Here is a 15,788-nt window from a genome sequence, read left to right as displayed (position 1 = left end):
CCTCACCTGCTCAGAAGTGGTAGACATCCACCACGTGGTGAATGTAGTCGTTCTTGAGCACGATCGTCTTGCGCCGGATCAGCGGTGACTCCCCGGAGAAGTCGATCGTGTAGAAGGACGTCCCGTAGTAGGGGTCGACGGTGTGATAGCGGAAATACATGGTGTGCCAGTTGAATCGGACATCCACCAGGTCGCCGCGTCGTTCGATGACCTCCACGTTGTTGATGTTGTGGCTGGTCCGCGGTTCGGGGATCGACGTGGCAGACGACCGTTCGGTACGAATGCGGAAGACGCGATCCTCGAGCCCGCCCTTGTTGGGGTAGTAGATCAGCGAGATGTCCCGCTGGGGATTCTCGACAAGGCGATCGTCGTCGTCCCACGACGGCATCCAGTAGACGACGTCGTCGGCGTAGCACTCGAGCCATTTCTCGAACTCGCGGTCATCGAGATAGCGCGCCTCGCGGTAGAGGAACTGCTCGATCATGTTCTGCGTGATCAGCTTTGAGCCGGCCGCGTCGGTGGTGGTTGCAGTGGGAGTGGATGCAGTGGGAGTGGATGCAGCGGGGACGGATTCGGTGGTCATGAGGGGATATCCCTTCTGGGGAGGTGGGCTGGGGAGAACTGGGGCGGACCGATCAGACCGGATCGGCGTCCTCGGCTTCGACGGCCGCACGCATCGTGTCGAGCCAGTAACCGTGCTGCACGGGGTAGAGGCCCTCGTCCTCGTTCTTCTTCCCGGCCGAGATGATCTCGTGCATCCCCAGGCTCTGCGCCACCGGATCGGGTCCGGTCAACCAGTGCTCGGCGCCGCGGCTCATGTCGTTCCAGGGGGCGGCGGTCGCGCGGAAGGTCAGCTGGCAGGAACGGAATTCCTCCAGGTCGTCCGGGGTCGCCATGCCGGAGGCGTTGAAGAAGTCCTCATATTGGCGGATGCGGTGTGCGCGAGCGGAATCGCTCTCACCCTTGGGGGCGATGCAGTAGATGGTGACCTCGGTCTTGTCCGGGGCGATGGGCCGGAAGTGGCGGATCTGCGTCGAGAACTGGTCCATCAGATAGACATTCGGGTACAGGCACAGATTGCGCGAACCCTTCACCATGAATTCGCCCTTGGCGTCGCCGAACTGCTTCTTCAGGTCATCCATCTTGTCCCAGAGCGGGCGGTCCTGCGGGTTGGCGGCCCACGTCCACAGGCACAGGTGACCATGCGGGAACGACCAGTAGCCGCCGCCGGACTTGCCCCAGCCGCCGGCGTCGAGGGCCTTGGTGTCGTTCTTCGACTCGCCGGTGTTGCGGCGCGACGTGGTGGCGGCGTAGTTCCAGTGGGTGGCGGTGACGTGATAGCCGTCGGCGCCGTTCTCGGCCTGCACCTTCCAGTTGCCGTCGTAGGTGTAGGTGGAGGCACCGCGCAGTACCTCAAGACCCTCGGGGGACTGATCGACCAGCATGTCGATGACGACGCGGGTGTCGCCGAGGTGCTCCTCGAGGTCGACGACGTCGGGATTGAGGCTGCCGAACAGGAAGCCGCGGTAGTTGCCGAACTTCGCGACCTTGGTCAGGTTGTGTGAGCCGTTGACGTTGAAGGTGTCCGGGTAGCCGGCGTCGTCAGGATCCTTGACTTTCAGCAGGGTGCCGTCGTTGCGGAACGTCCAGCCGTGGAAGGGGCAGGTCAGCGTCATCCGGTTGTCGGTCTTGCGTCGGCAGATCATCGCCCCGCGGTGGGCGCACGCATTGATCAGGCAGTTCAGCTCGCCATCCTTGGAGCGGGTGATGACGACGGGCTGGCGGCCGATGTAGGTGGTGAAGTAGTCGCCGGGATTGGCCACCTGGCTTTCGTGGGCGAGGTAGATCCAGTTGCCCTCGAAGATGTGGCGCATCTCGAGTTCGAAGATCTCCTCGTCGGTGAAGATGCGTCGGTTGGCGCGGTAGACCCCGGCCTGACGGTCATCGATGACGGCGTCGGAGAGCACCTTGCGGACGTGCTCCGACGGGGCAGACGAGGGAATGGTCGGCGCCGACTGGTCGGGGCGGTCGGTGACAGTCATGAACTACCTCCTATGTGGGCTGTACTTCAGACTTTGGCACGACGTGTTGGCGATCACACTAGGGCTAACCCGAGTCCTGACCAGGTGTCCGATTGATCGATATACACGATCAATTGCCCGAATCTCGGTACTTGTGTCGTATGGATCAGAGTCTTACCGTGATTGATACGTGGCGTCGATCACACGGGCCTCTTCCAGTGATCTGACCGAATGATCGAGGAGGTGAGGACATGGAACTTCGGCATCTGCGGTACTTCGCAGCGGTGGCCGAGACCTGCCATTTCGGCCAGGCCGCAGCGACCTTGCATGTGGCGCAACCGGCCTTGTCCTACGCCATCCGCCAACTGGAGTCCGAACTCGATGCCACCCTGTTCAACCGCACCACCCGGCAGGTCTCGCTGACCCCGGCCGGTGAGTACCTCAAGGGCGAGGCGCACCGCATCCTTTCCGATGTCGACGACGCGGTCGACGGGGTACGCCGCATCGCGGCCGGCCGCAGCGGGATGGTCCGCATCGGTCTGACCGGAATCGCGGCGTTCTCCCACCTGCCGCGAATCGCGCGCGCGGTCAAGGCGGCGCTGCCCGACGTGGAACTGCGCATCGTCTCCGACCTGCTGACACCGATGCAGTGCGCGGCGCTGGAAGCCCACGAGATCGATCTCGGTGTGCTGCGACCACCGGTGGTCGGTGAGGGTCTCGAACTGCGCACCATCGACGTCGAATCCATGGTTCTGGTGGTCGCCTCCGATCACCGGCTCGCCATCGAACCGGTGGTGGCCACCTCTGACCTGCGCAACGAACCCTTCGTCATGTACGACAGTCGCGACTCCGCGGTCAACGATGCGACGATCCGCACCTGCCGCCGGGCCGGCTTCGTTCCGCAACGAGCACACGAGGCCTCGGGGACACCGGTCCTGCTCGCCCTCGTCGCGGCCGGCCTCGGCGTCGCGGTCCTGCCCGCATCGGTGCGTGCACTTCCCCTGGCGGGATTGGTGATCCGCGACCTGGCCGATGCGGGAACCACCGAGATCGCGCTGGCGTGGAACACCGGTGACGACAATCCCGTCGTCGAGTCCGTCGCCCGGGTGATCGGCGAGGCCTTCGACATGTCCGCAGCAACTCCGTCCTCCGCAGCAACTCCGTCTTCCGCAGCCCCGCCGTCCTTCACCGCCCTGCCGTCCTCCACAGCCCTGGGAGAGAATCCGTGAAAATCACTGAGATCGAGGCGATTCCGTTCGCCATCCCGTACCGCAAACCCTTGCGGTTCGCGTCCGGCGAGGTGTCGGTCGCCGAGCACGTCCTCGTGCGGGTGCACACCGACGAGGGCATCGTCGGTGTCGCCGAGGCGCCTCCGCGTCCGTTCACCTACGGCGAGACCCAACGTGGCATCGTCGCCGTCATCGAGACCGTGTTCGCGCCACAGCTCGTCGGGCTCACCCTGCACGACCGCGAGGTCATGGTCGCCCGGCTGAACCGCACCGTCGGCAATCCCACCGCGAAAGCCGCTGTGGACATGGCGATCTGGGATGCGCTCGGCAAGACCCTCGAGGTTCCGGTCAGTGAACTCCTCGGCGGATTCACCGACCGCATGCGGGTCAGCCACATGCTCGGGTTCGACGATCCGGCGAAGATGGTGGCCGAGGCCGAGAAGATGCGTGATACCTACGGCATCTCCACGTTCAAGGTGAAGGTCGGACGACGCCCGGTATCCCTCGACACCGCCGTCGTGCGTGCCCTGCGTGAACGTTTCGGCAACGAGATCGAACTCTATGTCGACGGCAATCGTGGGTGGTCGGCGTCGGAGTCGTTGCGTGCCATGAAGGAGATGGCCGACCTCGATCTGCTGTTCGCCGAGGAACTCAACCCCGCCGACGACGTGGTCGGAAGGCGTTGGCTCGTCGAACAACTCGACGTCCCGTTCATCGCGGACGAGTCGGTGCCCACCCCGGCAGACGTCACCCGGGAGATCCTCGGCCGCAGCGCCACCGCGATCTCCATCAAGACCGCCCGCACCGGATTCACCTGGTCGCGGCGCGTGCATCACCTCGCCGAGGGCCTCGGCATCGAGGTGGTCATGGGCAATCAGATCGACGGTCAGGTCGGTACCGCCTGCGCACTGGCCTTCGGCGCGGCCTTCGAACTCACCTCGCGGTACGCCGGTGAACTGTCGAACTTCCTCGACATGAGCGACGACCTGCTCGCCGAACCCCTGCAGATCCATGACGGACACCTGCACACGTCCCACCGCGCCGGCCTCGGCATCGAGATCGACCCGGACAAGCTCAGCCGCTACCGGATCGGATAGGAGAACGACACGACATGCTTTTCCACGTACGGATGGATGTGCGCATCCCCCACGACCTCGACCCGGATATCCGGGCGCAGACCGTCGCCCGGGAGAAGGCCTACTCGCAGGATCTGCAGCGATCCGGCAAATGGCCGCACATCTGGCGGATCGTCGGTGAGTACTCGAACTACTCGATCTTCGACGTCGAGAGCAATGACGAACTGCACGCCATCCTGTCCGGCCTCCCACTCTTCCCCTACATGGACATCGCGGTGACCCCGCTGGCCACCCATCCGTCCGACATCGCCGCGGGTTGATCACCCCGATCACCCCTCCGGCCCCCGACGTTCACAGCCCAATCACGTTTCAGCACAAAGGAGTACCCATCATGACCAGCACCACCGACACCAGCTTCGACGCCGAGGTCACCGCCAAGGCCGCCGAATCCGGTGCCAACGCGTCGGCCCAATTCGCCGAGCGGATGGCACATTCCGGACGTTCCGGCGTCGTCGACACCGCCCGCGTGGATCACCTCGCCTCCAAGGTGATCAAAGCCGTCACCGACATCGTCCTGGAGGACAAGGTCAGCTACGAGGAGTACAACGCCCTGAAGGCATGGCTGATCAAGGTCGGCGCCGATGGCGAATGGCCGCTGTTCCTCGATGTCTGGATTGAGCACGCCGTCGAGGAGGTCGCCAGCGAGCACCGCGAGGGCTCCAAGGGCACCATCGAAGGCCCGTACTACATCCCGGATTCGCCCGAGGTGGCGTGGAACGGCACCATCCCGATGCGCGACGACGAGCCGGGCAACCCGCTGGTCTTCTCCGGTCAGGTGCGCGCCGTCGACGGCACCCCACTGTCCGGCGCCAAGCTCGAACTGTGGCACGCCGACGATCTCGGCTTCTACTCGCAATTCGCTCCGGGACTGCCGGAATGGAATCTGCGTGCCACCTGGATCGCCGACGAGGACGGCCGTTTCGAGATCCACACCCTGCGTCCCGCGCCATACATGATCCCGACCGACGGTGCCTGCGGTCAGCTCATCGCCGCGGCCGGCTGGCACGCGTGGCGCCCGGCGCATCTGCACTTCAAGGTGAGTGCCCCCGGCTACGAACTGATCACCAGCCAGCTGTACTTCCCCGGCGACCCGCACAACGGCGACGACATCGCCTCGGCGGTCAAGCCCGAGCTGATGCTCGACGTCACGGAGAACCCGAACGGCGAGGGCTTCGTCACCGAGTACGACTTCGTGCTCGATCCGGAAGCCTGATCCGAAACCCCCACCCGGAGAAAGGTGACTCCCATGCTCGTCGCACCCACCACGGTGGTCGCCGGCACGTCCTCGGATGATCTCGCCGCCGTCCGCACGCAGGCGCGGTCGTGGCGTTCACCCGAGATCGGGATCACCGACCGCGACCTGACCGACGCCGCCCTGGCCGATCTCGTGGCCACGGCGTCGTCGGCGGGCGCGGAGTCCTTCGCTCGCGCGGTCACCGCCATCGCCTCGGCTCGGTCGGGGAGTTTCCCGGCGATCCCGCACATCGACGCCGCCGTCGAGATCATGCGGGAGTTCTTGCGGCACAACCTCATCGACGGGTGGCTCTACGTCCGGGAATCCGACGGGTACCTGCATCCGTATCTGGTCATGGATCTCACCCTCGAACACGCCGACCGCACGCATGGTCCGCGGATCAAGTTCACGATGGAGGCCGACAACGCCACCGTCAAGCGCCCGTCGCGCAAGCCACGCGTGCTGTACTTCGAGGAGACCGAGGTCGTCGGTAAGTCGCCGGGCGATGTCCTCGTCGCCGGCGGCGCGTACAAGGAAACCGGAGAACTGAAGGCGGAGTACGAGTCCCGGCGTGCGCGCTACCAGTCGATCATCGACGACGGATTCGGGCGGCAGTACCGGTTCACCGGGCGGGTCATCCGCACCGACGACTACCGCTCCCCGAACATGCGGGAGAACCGCAAGGTGGTCCACGATGTGGCGCCAGGGGAGATCGCGTCGCTGCGCATGGTGGCACCGTCCATCCTCTTTGACGGTGACTCCTACGGGCCGGTGCCGGTGATCACCGCCGTGCGGGTCTTCGATCTCGGCGCCCAGGACTTCCTCGACGTCAACACCGGCGACCTGACCGAATACGTCTACGACGCCCACCTGCAGGACAAGCTGGTGCTGCCCGACGACCAGCGGGAGCTGCTCAACATCCTCACCACCGACATCTCGGTGTTCACCGGCGACATCATCGACGGCAAGTCGGCGGGCAATGTGATCCTGGCGAAAGGCCGTCCCGGCGTGGGCAAGACGCTGACCGCCGAGGTCTACGCCGAGGTCACCGGCCGACCGCTCTACTCCATCCACTCCGGCTCGCTCGGCATCACCGCCGAGTTGGTCCGCAAGAACCTCGAGGTCATCTTCGACCGCGCCAAGCGCTGGGATGCGGTGCTACTGCTCGACGAGGCCGACGTGTTCGTCATGGAACGCGGCCTGGATCTCTCGCAGAATGCGATCGTCGCCGAATTCCTGCGCACACTGGAGTATTTCGACGGCCTGCTGTTCCTGACCACCAACCGTATCGACGGTGTCGACGAGGCCATCCTGGCCCGCTGCGCGGCCGTCATCGAGTATCAGCCACCCGGCCCGAAGGATGCCCGTCAGGTGTGGCAGATCCTGGCGGCGGGCAATGACGTGACGCTCGAGGAGAGCCTGCTCGACGATCTGGTCGGCGGCTTCCCCGACATCACCCCGCGCGACATCAAGATGCTTCTGCGGCTGGCGCTTCGGATGGCCAAGCACCGCGGTACCGACCTCGATCCCGAGGTGTTCGCGAGCAGTGCGCGGTTTCGCGGGCTGCACTACCTCGCACCGGCCGACCGCGGATAGCCACTACGCTGGGGCGGTGGAGTATCGCTTCGAGATCGTGACGTTGCTGCGTTCACCGCGGCACGCGTACTTCGGTCGGCCGAAGGATGGTCCGGCCGACGACGTCGACACCGAGACACCCGAGTCGGTGGAGATCGTCGCCGACAAGGGTATTGTCGGCGACCGATTCTTCGGTGTCCGCGCGCACACCGAGGCCGCGGTCACCTTTCTGGCGATCGAGGCGTGGCAGGCGGCGGCCGGTGCCGCCGACCCGATACTGGCCCGCCGCAACATCGTCGTTCGCGGACTCGAACTCGATCCGCTGCGGGGGCAGGAATTCACCATCGACTCCGGTGACGGGCCCATTCGGTTCCGGGGTGGACGGCCGGCGCACCCGTGTGCGTGGATGGACACCACCGCCGGCGACGGCGTGCGTAAGGCGCTGATCGGGCGCGGTGGCCTGCGGGCGCAACCGCTCACATCCGGTGTGTTGCAACTCGGTTCGGCCGTCATCGGCTGTGACGTCGCACTCGATCCCGCACGGGCGGCGGATCAGGTGCGGCGTGCGCAACCTCTGGCGTAGGCGAGCCCGCCGTCTCGGCGTGAGGTCGCGCGCGTCCGGACCGTGCTGAAGGCGAAGGCCAGAACGAGCACCGCTCCTGCGGTCAACCGGCCAAAGCGCGTAGGAAGAACCCGAGGTTCGCCGGCTTCTCGGCCAGGCGCCGAACGAAGTAGCCGTACCACTCCTGGCCGTACGGGATGTACACACGCACGCCCGCACCGTCGGCGGCGAGCCGCCGCTGCTCGTGGGTGCGGATGCCGTAGAGCATCTGGTGTTCCCAGGACTCGGGTGCCCGCCCGAACTCCGCGGCCATCAGCTGCGCGGCCTCGATGATCACCGGATCGTGGCTGGCCACCATCGGATACCCGTTGCCCTTCATCAAGATTCGCAGGCACCGCAGGTACGCCTCGTCGATCTGTGGACGCTCCGGGTAGGCCACCGACGCGGGTTCGGCATATGCCCCCTTGCACAACCGGATTCGCGCCCCCGACGCCGCGAACTCGGTGCAGTCGTCCTCGGTGCGGCGCAGATACGCCTGCAGCACGGTACCGAGGTCGGGAAACTCCCGACGCAGCGATCGCACGATCTGTAGGCGTTCGTCGACGGTGGTGTGATCCTCGGCGTCGATCGTCACCAGGACCTCGCTGCGCGCGGCGGTGGCGCAGATGGTGTGCGCGTTCTCCTCGGCGATCTTGGCGCCGTGCTGCGGCAACGACTGACCGAGGGCGGTCAGCTTGAGGGACACCTCGAGTTGGCCGTGTTCGTGTGGCAACGTTGACATCGTCTGCAGCAGAGCGAGGTACGCGTCGACGGTGGCGGTGGCCTGCGCCTCGTCGACGGTGTCCTCGCCGAGGAAATCGATGGTGACCGACAGGCCGTCGTCGAGGGATCGGCGGATCGCGGCCTCGACCTCGGGGAGGGTTTCACCGGGCACGAACCGGTTGACCACCCGCTCGGTGACCGGCAGGCGTTGTGAGGTCTCCTTGATACGGGCGCTCGCCGCGGCCTTCATGATGACCGGCCGCAGGACGGAGTCGAAGAGGGTGCTCATAGATGCTCCAGATCACTCGGGCCGCATGTGCGGATAGCCGGATTCGGTTGGTGGAACGAAGGTTTCCTTGATGGTTCGGGTGGAGGTCCAGCGCATCAGGTTGGCCTTCGAACCTGCCTTGTCATTGGTGCCGGAGGCGCGTCCGCCGCCGAAGGGTTGCTGGCCGACGACGGCCCCGGTGGGCTTGTCGTTGATGTAGAAGTTGCCGGCGGCGTTGCGCAGTAGATCCGACGCGGTGCTCACGGCGGCGACGTCGGTGGCGATGATCGATCCGGTGAGGGCGTACCGGGCGCTGGAATCGACTGCCCGCAGCGTCTTCTCGAAGTCGGCGTCGTCGTAGACGTGCACCGACAGGATCGGACCGAAGTATTCGGTGGTGAACGCCTCGTCGGTCGGGTCGTCGCCGAGCAGGACGGTGGGTCGGACGAAGAATCCCTCGGAGTCATCGCACTGGCCGCCGACGGCGACGGTCATCGTCGGCACGGTCTTGGCCCGATCGATGGCTGCCACGTGCTTGTCGAAGGCCCGGCGGTCGATGACCGCGCCGCCGAAGTTGCTCAGGTCGCGGACGTCACCGTAGGTGAGTTCGGCTGCCTCGGTGAGAAAGTCGTCACCCATCTGTGCCCACACCGAACGCGGGACGTAGGCACGCGATGCGGCCGAGCACTTCTGCCCCTGGTATTCGAAGGCACCGCGAATCATGGCGGTGCGCAACACGTCCGGATCGGCCGACGAATGGGCGACGATGAAGTCCTTGCCGCCGGTCTCGCCGACGAGCCGCGGATAGTTGCGATAGGTGTCGATGTGTGTGCCGACCTCGCGCCACAGGTGCTGGAAGGTGGCCGTGGATCCGGTGAAGTGGATGCCGGCGAGGTTCGGATCGGCCAGTGCCACATCGGATACCGCGATGCCGTCGCCGTGTACCAGGTTGATGACCCCGGCCGGCAACCCGGCGGCCTCGAGCAGTTGCATCGTGAGGTGGGCGGAGTATGCCTGTGTGGGGGAAGGCTTCCACACCACCGTGTTGCCCATCAGCATCGGTGCGGTGGGCAGATTGCCGGCGATGGCGGTGAAGTTGAACGGGGTGATCGCGTACACGAAACCGTCGAGTGGACGGTGGTCGAGGCGATTCCACACTCCGGGCGAGGAGACCGGCTGCTCGGCCAGGATCTCCCGGGCGAACGCCACGTTGAAGCGCCAGAAGTCGACGAGTTCACACGGCGCGTCGATCTCGGCCTGCTGCACGGTCTTCGACTGACCGAGCATGGTGGCCGCCGCGATGCGTTCACGCCAGGGACCCGACAACAGGTCTGCCGCACGCAGCAGGACCGCGGCGCGGTCGTCGAAGCTGGTGCGCGCCCAGTCCCGGGCGGCCGTGAGTGCGGCGTCGACGGCGTCGCGGGCGTCGTCGTGGGTGGCATTCGCGATGGTGGCGAGGACCTCGCGGTGCGCGTGGGGTTGGACAACGGGCGTGCGGTCACCGGACCCGCTGCGCGCGGAGCCGCCGATGACGTGGGGGAGTTCGACGGGACTCGCCTGCGACCGGCGATCGAGTTCGGCGACGATTCTGGCCCGTTCCGGCGTGCCCGGCGCGTAGGTGTGCACCGGCTCGTTCACCGGGCGTGGGGGTGTGGTGATGGCGTCCATGGAGCCATTTCACGTGGCCGCATGCACGAATGCGATGGCCGATCGGTTAAAGGAGGACCTTCATTGTTGTCTGATCGGACAACTTTGTCGTTACTCGGGTTGACTCGGCCCACCGAAACCGGGTCGTGTTGGAGAACCTGGATGCTGTCGAGTTCCGCAGCGGAGTGCCATCTAAGCGGTAGACTGGCCTTTATGGCCGTTACCAGCACAAACGCCAGAAAACCTACCCGAGCGGCGATCTACCTCCGGATTAGCCAGGACCGCGAGGCGGACGGGCTTGCGCTCAGTCGTCAGCGTGAAGACTGCGAGAACCTGGCCAAGTTCCGTCGCTGGGAGGTCGTCAAGACCTACACCGATCAGTCGAAGTCGGCCACCGACAAGTGTGCTGTGCGGCCCGAGTACGACGAGATGATCGCGGACTACGAGGCCGGAACGTTCGACGCGATCATCTGCTGGGACATGGACCGGCTGACCCGACAACCCCGCCAGCTCGAAGACTGGATCGACCGGGCCGAGGAACGCGGCCTGGCGCTGGTGACCGCGAACGGCGACGCCGACCTGAGCACCGACGGCGGCCGCATGTACGCCCGGATCAAGGCGGCTGTGGCCAGGGCCGAGATGGAGCGGAAGTCGGCCAGGCAGAAGGCAGCCCACCAACAGCGCGCCCGGCAGGGGAGAGCGCCGAAAGGCGTGCGCCCGTTGGGCTACGACATCGCTGGCCACCAGATTGCAGCCGAGGCGAAAGCCGTCAACGCGATCTACCGCGCCTTCAACGACGACAAGGGAACGTTGCGAGGGATTGCTCGGGCGCTGTCCGGGAAGCCCGACGAGCACCACTCGGACGTCCCCCAGCTCCCGCGCCACAGCTGGACTCTCAACGAGGAACGCAACGCCCGCAGGCAACGGGAGAACAAGAAGCTCCCGAAGGAGAAGCAGTAGCCACTGCGCAAGCCGCCATGCGCGCCAGACGCGCCCTGGCCGGAGAGCAGTGTATTGGAAATCCTGCGGAACCCCCGATATGCGGCATACGCCGTCTACACGCAGAAGAAAGACCGGCGGCAGGTCGTCGCCGAGAACGCAGAGAAGCAGGCCCGTCTCGACAACGGCACAGCCACCGACGAGGACAGGCAGCGCGGCCGGCGCCGGTCGTGGCGCCATCAGATCGTCACCGACGACGACGGCCAGCCGATCATGGGGCAGTGGGAACCGATCATCGACGTGAAGACCTGGCAAGCGGTGCAGGTCAAGCTCGACGACCACAGCCGGGTGACGAACAACGGCAGCACTCGCCGCAAGCACACGGGATCAGGTCTGTATTTGTGCGGAGTCTGCGGCCTTCCCGTACGCGGATCGTCCCGCGGGTACCGGTGCCGGACAGAGGGCCACGTCAACCGCACCGGCGCGCCAATCGACGAATACGTCATGGAGAAGATCGCTGAAAGGCTGGCGGCCGCACCGGAGGCCAGCGCCGCTGTGCCCGCGAGCGACTCGCCGCAGCTGGCCACGGTCGTCGCCGACCTCGACGGGCTGCACGCACGCATCGAGAGGGCAGAGAAGGACTACGCGGCCGATCTCATCGAAGCCGCCGACCTGAAGCGGGTCCGAGACACTGCGCGCGCGGAGATCGAACGCCTCTAACGCGAACAGCTGGAACTCTCACGCAACGCCGCCACAGTGCCCCTGTTGGGAACGTCAGACCCGGCCGGACTGTTCAAGAGCGCGGACCTGGAAGGTCGACGTCGGATCATCGACATCATCGCGGCCGTCACCCTGCTTGCAGTGCCACAGGGACGGCGCGGGTTCGACCCGGCCACTGTGCGGCTTGCCTGGAAGTAGCGCAGCGTCAGTCGGCCATGCTGTGGAACAATGCGCGCATGAATCAGTTTGAAGAGGCTTGGCGCTCGGATCAGAGCAACCGCAGTGATCAGGCGGATCAGACGTCGCGCACGCTGGCCAACGTCAGGCGTGAGGCGGCGAACTTTCAGAATTCGTTGGTTGAAGCCGTCGAATTTCTCAGAACGAGGGGCATTCATCCAGATACTACTGTGAACGCAGTGGAGCTGGAGGCGATAGGCCAGTTTAAGGGCAGCTTATTCGGCAGGCGCGAGCTGCAAGGAACGCAGTTGCGCGTCAAGAAGTCGGGGGCCGCAGTTGAGGCTTGGTCGCTTCGGGCTGGCCAGGTGAGACTCGATGTTCATGGCACCCTTTGGCACGGGAACTCGATAGATATTTCCACTCACCCGGATCCTTCAGCTGGCAAGAAAGTCAACAACTATGGGTGGAAGTCGCCTAAAGGGTACGCAGAAGTATCAGTCTGCCCGCTATCCGGTAACTGCCTGTACGTAGAGGGTCGGCGGACTGCCTACCGCACCCCGCGCGCACACGCTGTGTATTGGTCTCAGTATGACTTTTCGCAGATCGGCGACCTGGTGCCTGGCCGCAGGGAAATTGAGGTAGACCACCCAAGCGACTGCGCACCCGTTTATGCGGACTACCCGCCGTATGATGCGCAACCGTTTGCCACTGGGAGGAAGGACACGCCACGGTTCTCGTACGATACGTACCGGAAAGTCCTACAGTGTGAGGAGCCCAACATTGACCTTGACAATCCTCTTGCGACGAGCTGGCTACATTCGTCTGTGATCGATCGCGTTCGCGGTTAGTAGATTGCGTGGGGTGCACCCATCGGCGGGCCGCGAGTGGCAGTCCGACGGATAGGTCCCTAAATCCGATCTCGACGCCGCCAGTCCCTCACGACGACGTACAACCACACGAGTGAGCGCCACAGCCCCCACAGTGCAGCTCCCACTGCGAGGACGAACAGGAGTCCCTTCGAGATCAGCTCCGGTGCGGACCCGTCGGTGGTGACCAGCTCCCAGGCGTAGAACACACCACCGACGAGAACCGTCCAGGCCATCAGGATCGCGGCCGCCGGGACCAGCGCCAACACGAGCGCGCCAAGAGCGTCCCAGTACCGCCGAGCCGCCACCTTGTCAGCAGCGGCCACCAGCCTCTCGACGCGAGCGGACTTCGCCTTCTCCCCGTCGTCCATAGCAATTTCGGCCTGGCGGACGACCGCGTTGGCCACCTCGCGGATTTCCTTCGCAGCAGCGGCCCGCACACCATCGACAGCACCGGCTGCCTTCTCAGCGGCGTCGGCGGCCTTCCGGGCGTCGGCGGCCGCCTGCTTACTGGCCGAAGTAATGCCCTTCGTCTCGGCGCTGAGGGCCTTCGTGGCCGAGCGCAGATCGTTGCCGCTGACGCTGTCGGCGAGCACGCTCAGCGTCTTCTCGATCTCGTCGAGCCTTTGCCGCACGGGCTCGACCCCGGATGCCGCGCTGGACGGCGGCGGACTGCTGGGCCGCTGCTGCTCCATCATCGTCAGCCGCCCGGACAGGCTCCGTGTGTCGCTGCTCTGCTTCTCGATGAGCTTGTTGACCGCCGCTGTCAACCCGGCGACGTGTTCCTCGACGCGGCTCTGGCGAGTCGTCAACTCGCGCAGCAGCGCCAAGTTCTCGGCGCTCGTCTGCGCGGACTGGTCCTCGTTCTTCATGTCGTTCAGCAACGGCATTACTCCGCTCCTTCGTCTTGTTCTCGCTGTGGTACTTGAAGATCTCGTCAGCACTCGTCGCGCTGAAGTCGGGGGACAACGCCTTGCCGGACTTCGACAGGAGCTTCCCGTTCTGGTGGCGCAGCTTGTAGCGGTGCTCGCCGCTCTTGGCGACGCTGAACTTCACGTCGTGCTCGGCCAGCACGGCCTCGTACGCCTCGCGGTCTGTCGAGCGCGGATCGCGCAGGGACGTCGCGATCTTGTCGCCCAGGGTCCGCTCGAAACCGTCGGCCTCGTACTGCTCGCGCTGCAATGACCAATCGACCTTCGCTTGCATGGGGGAGTCGAGCACCTGGCAGCCCTCACGCTCCATCAGGGCGTCGTTGACCTGGTGGACGCCTTTCGACCAGGATGTGTTCCGCTGCAACGACTTACCCGTCAGGAGATCGTTGTTGCAGGCGTAGATGTGGTTGTGCAGATGACCGCCCCGGCTGTCGGCGTGGGTCACCACGAGGTAGTCCGCACTGTGCATGTCCTCGGCGAGCTTGCGGCCGAGATCGTTCACGCGCTTGACGTCGTCGGGGTTGTTCACGTCGAACTCATCGGGGCTGAAGTTCTGCGTGTACGAGTACAGCTCGACTCTGCGCCCGTGGTCTTCACAGCGAGCGATGAACTCGTCGGGATCATCTACGGACGAGGAGAGCGCGGCGGCGCGGCTGGTACCGCGCCGCCGGTGCTCTTCCCTCAGCTGTCCGCTGTCGCCGTAGAGGGCGTAGTCCACGCTGGACTGTGCCGAGCGCGACGACTGGACATTGACGGTACTCACAACCGGGTCCGATCCCCAGCGTCAGCACGCAGCGCTTCGACGGCAGTGATCACCGGAGAGAGAACCTCATCCCGGCCGGGATCGGCGAGCACTGCCAGAGCATCATCAAGCGCGGCCGCCCGCTTCCCGTCGAGCTGGCTACCGTCGCGCAGCAGATCCCGGATCTCGGCGAGCAACTTGACCGCCAGCCCGTCACGCCGACGCTCACGCCAGAGCACCGAGCCAGCGCGCCGGAGCTGCTCCACCAGCGCGGCCCGCGCCGGGTCCGGACGCCGTGCAGCGGCGCGGTGCAACCGCTCGACTTCATCGCGCCGAGCGTCGAGACCATCGCGTGCCAAGGCGCGCAACCACGCGCCGGGCTTGACGCCCAGCGCCGCACCGCGCGCGTCGATGGCCGCCCGTTCCGGAGCGCTGAAGCGCACCGTCACGCGGGCGGACAGCCGGTCCGACGCGCACGCGGCTTCTGCGGTACTTCCCCCACGGCCAGCAGGGTAATTGTCGGACAACGCTTCGCGTCGCCCTGCAGTTACCGCGCCCCCGTCCTCGTTCGCTTCGCTCAGTCCGGGCGGGGTCTCTGCTTCTTCGCCCACCATGCGGGCAGCGGTACTACTGGCCATATCCAGCACCGCCCCAAGCGGTTTCGCCGGCCCCGGCCGACGCCGGGGCAGGCGGCTCTTGCGTCGCCACCGGCCCATCGGCCGGAGCGTCATCGTCGCCGAACAACTCATCGCGGATGAGCTTGAACTCTGTGGTGAAGACAGCGCGTCCATCACCGATCTTCGAGTACAGGCGCTTACCGAGTTTGGCCGCTTCGCGGGCGTCCTTCTGCTTCTGCTTCGCCTTCAGTTCAGCGACGCGGGACTCGGCCTCGGCGAGCAGTTCGTCGAGGTTCTTGCGGGCGTTCTTGTTGTCAGTCATTGGATTCCTTTCGTTGGTTGCCGGGTACTTCCGGCGGGA

The 15,788-nt window shown here is 65.5% G+C and carries 17 protein-coding genes; 9 read left to right on the top strand and 8 right to left on the bottom strand.

Annotated elements, in window-relative coordinates:
* Nucleotides 1-10: 10 nt before the first annotated feature.
* A complete protein-coding gene (benB, locus tag ACWDPV_RS04380; protein ID WP_348809419.1) occupies nt 11-583 on the bottom strand; it encodes a benzoate 1,2-dioxygenase small subunit in 573 nt (190 codons plus the stop codon).
* A 52-nt stretch (nt 584-635) separates the two neighbouring features.
* Nucleotides 636-2,042, bottom strand: a complete 1,407-nt coding sequence (gene benA, locus ACWDPV_RS04375; RefSeq protein WP_348803114.1) for a benzoate 1,2-dioxygenase large subunit — start codon at nt 2,040-2,042, stop codon at nt 636-638.
* Nucleotides 2,043-2,272: 230 nt separating this feature from the next.
* Here benA and ACWDPV_RS04370 point away from each other — a divergent pair, with 230 nt between their 5' ends.
* From ACWDPV_RS04370 to ACWDPV_RS04345, 6 genes are all read left to right on the top strand, one after another.
* On the top strand, nt 2,273-3,250 hold the full coding sequence (locus tag ACWDPV_RS04370; protein WP_348803113.1) for a LysR substrate-binding domain-containing protein: 978 nt from the start codon (nt 2,273-2,275) through the stop codon (nt 3,248-3,250).
* Nucleotides 3,247-4,347, top strand: coding sequence for a mandelate racemase/muconate lactonizing enzyme family protein (locus ACWDPV_RS04365; RefSeq protein WP_348803112.1), 1,101 nt, complete (start codon nt 3,247-3,249; stop codon nt 4,345-4,347). The genes ACWDPV_RS04370 and ACWDPV_RS04365 overlap by 4 nt, the downstream gene beginning before the upstream one ends.
* Nucleotides 4,348-4,361: 14 nt before the next feature.
* Nucleotides 4,362-4,646, top strand: a complete 285-nt coding sequence (gene catC, locus ACWDPV_RS04360; RefSeq protein ID WP_348803110.1) for a muconolactone Delta-isomerase — start codon at nt 4,362-4,364, stop codon at nt 4,644-4,646.
* Nucleotides 4,647-4,717: 71 nt separating this feature from the next.
* A complete protein-coding gene (gene catA / locus ACWDPV_RS04355; RefSeq protein WP_348803109.1) occupies nt 4,718-5,599 on the top strand; it encodes a catechol 1,2-dioxygenase in 882 nt (293 codons plus the stop codon).
* A gap of 33 nt (nt 5,600-5,632) precedes the next feature.
* Nucleotides 5,633-7,216: an ATP-binding protein gene (locus ACWDPV_RS04350; RefSeq protein WP_348809418.1), complete on the top strand. Its 1,584-nt coding sequence runs from the start codon at nt 5,633-5,635 to the stop codon at nt 7,214-7,216.
* Nucleotides 7,217-7,232: 16 nt separating this feature from the next.
* On the top strand, nt 7,233-7,778 hold the full coding sequence (locus tag ACWDPV_RS04345; RefSeq protein WP_348809417.1) for a molybdenum cofactor biosysynthesis protein: 546 nt from the start codon (nt 7,233-7,235) through the stop codon (nt 7,776-7,778).
* A gap of 82 nt (nt 7,779-7,860) precedes the next feature.
* Here ACWDPV_RS04345 and ACWDPV_RS04340 read toward each other — a convergent pair whose 3' ends face one another.
* Nucleotides 7,861-8,808: a proline dehydrogenase family protein gene (locus ACWDPV_RS04340; RefSeq protein WP_449741937.1), complete on the bottom strand. Its 948-nt coding sequence runs from the start codon at nt 8,806-8,808 to the stop codon at nt 7,861-7,863.
* Between the two features lie 12 nt (nt 8,809-8,820).
* On the bottom strand, nt 8,821-10,455 hold the full coding sequence (pruA, locus tag ACWDPV_RS04335; protein ID WP_449741936.1) for an L-glutamate gamma-semialdehyde dehydrogenase: 1,635 nt from the start codon (nt 10,453-10,455) through the stop codon (nt 8,821-8,823).
* Between the two features lie 192 nt (nt 10,456-10,647).
* On the opposite strand from pruA, the gene ACWDPV_RS04330 reads away from it, so the two are divergent.
* The 3 genes from ACWDPV_RS04330 to ACWDPV_RS04320 are packed head-to-tail and all read left to right on the top strand — an operon-like array spanning nt 10,648 to nt 12,291.
* Nucleotides 10,648-11,394 carry a recombinase family protein gene (locus tag ACWDPV_RS04330; protein ID WP_449741935.1) on the top strand — a complete coding sequence of 249 codons (747 nt, stop codon included), beginning with the start codon at nt 10,648-10,650 and terminating at the stop codon, nt 11,392-11,394.
* A 3-nt stretch (nt 11,395-11,397) separates the two neighbouring features.
* Nucleotides 11,398-12,093 carry a recombinase family protein gene (locus tag ACWDPV_RS04325; protein WP_449742418.1) on the top strand — a complete coding sequence of 232 codons (696 nt, stop codon included), beginning with the start codon at nt 11,398-11,400 and terminating at the stop codon, nt 12,091-12,093.
* 45 nt (nt 12,094-12,138) lie between these two features.
* Nucleotides 12,139-12,291: a hypothetical protein gene (locus tag ACWDPV_RS04320; RefSeq protein WP_449741934.1), complete on the top strand. Its 153-nt coding sequence runs from the start codon at nt 12,139-12,141 to the stop codon at nt 12,289-12,291.
* A gap of 886 nt (nt 12,292-13,177) precedes the next feature.
* Here the strand turns inward: ACWDPV_RS04320 and ACWDPV_RS04315 are convergent.
* From ACWDPV_RS04315 to ACWDPV_RS04300, 4 genes are read right to left on the bottom strand one after another with little or no spacing between them, the layout of a single operon-like run.
* Nucleotides 13,178-13,732, bottom strand: a complete 555-nt coding sequence (locus ACWDPV_RS04315) for a hypothetical protein (protein ID WP_449741933.1) — start codon at nt 13,730-13,732, stop codon at nt 13,178-13,180.
* Nucleotides 13,644-14,831: a relaxase/mobilization nuclease domain-containing protein gene (locus ACWDPV_RS04310; protein WP_449741932.1), complete on the bottom strand. Its 1,188-nt coding sequence runs from the start codon at nt 14,829-14,831 to the stop codon at nt 13,644-13,646. Before ACWDPV_RS04310 ends, ACWDPV_RS04315 begins: the two co-directional genes overlap by 89 nt.
* Nucleotides 14,828-15,448, bottom strand: coding sequence for a hypothetical protein (locus ACWDPV_RS04305; RefSeq protein WP_449741931.1), 621 nt, complete (start codon nt 15,446-15,448; stop codon nt 14,828-14,830). Before ACWDPV_RS04305 ends, ACWDPV_RS04310 begins: the two co-directional genes overlap by 4 nt.
* A complete protein-coding gene (locus ACWDPV_RS04300) occupies nt 15,438-15,749 on the bottom strand; it encodes a hypothetical protein (protein WP_449741930.1) in 312 nt (103 codons plus the stop codon). The genes ACWDPV_RS04305 and ACWDPV_RS04300 overlap by 11 nt, the downstream gene beginning before the upstream one ends.
* Nucleotides 15,750-15,788: the final 39 nt, after the last annotated feature.

The sequence above is a fragment of the Gordonia sp. NPDC003504 genome, assembly GCF_053587995.1.
The sequence above is the reverse complement of the archived record's forward strand: the minus strand, read 5'-3'. Positions and strand labels throughout refer to the sequence as shown.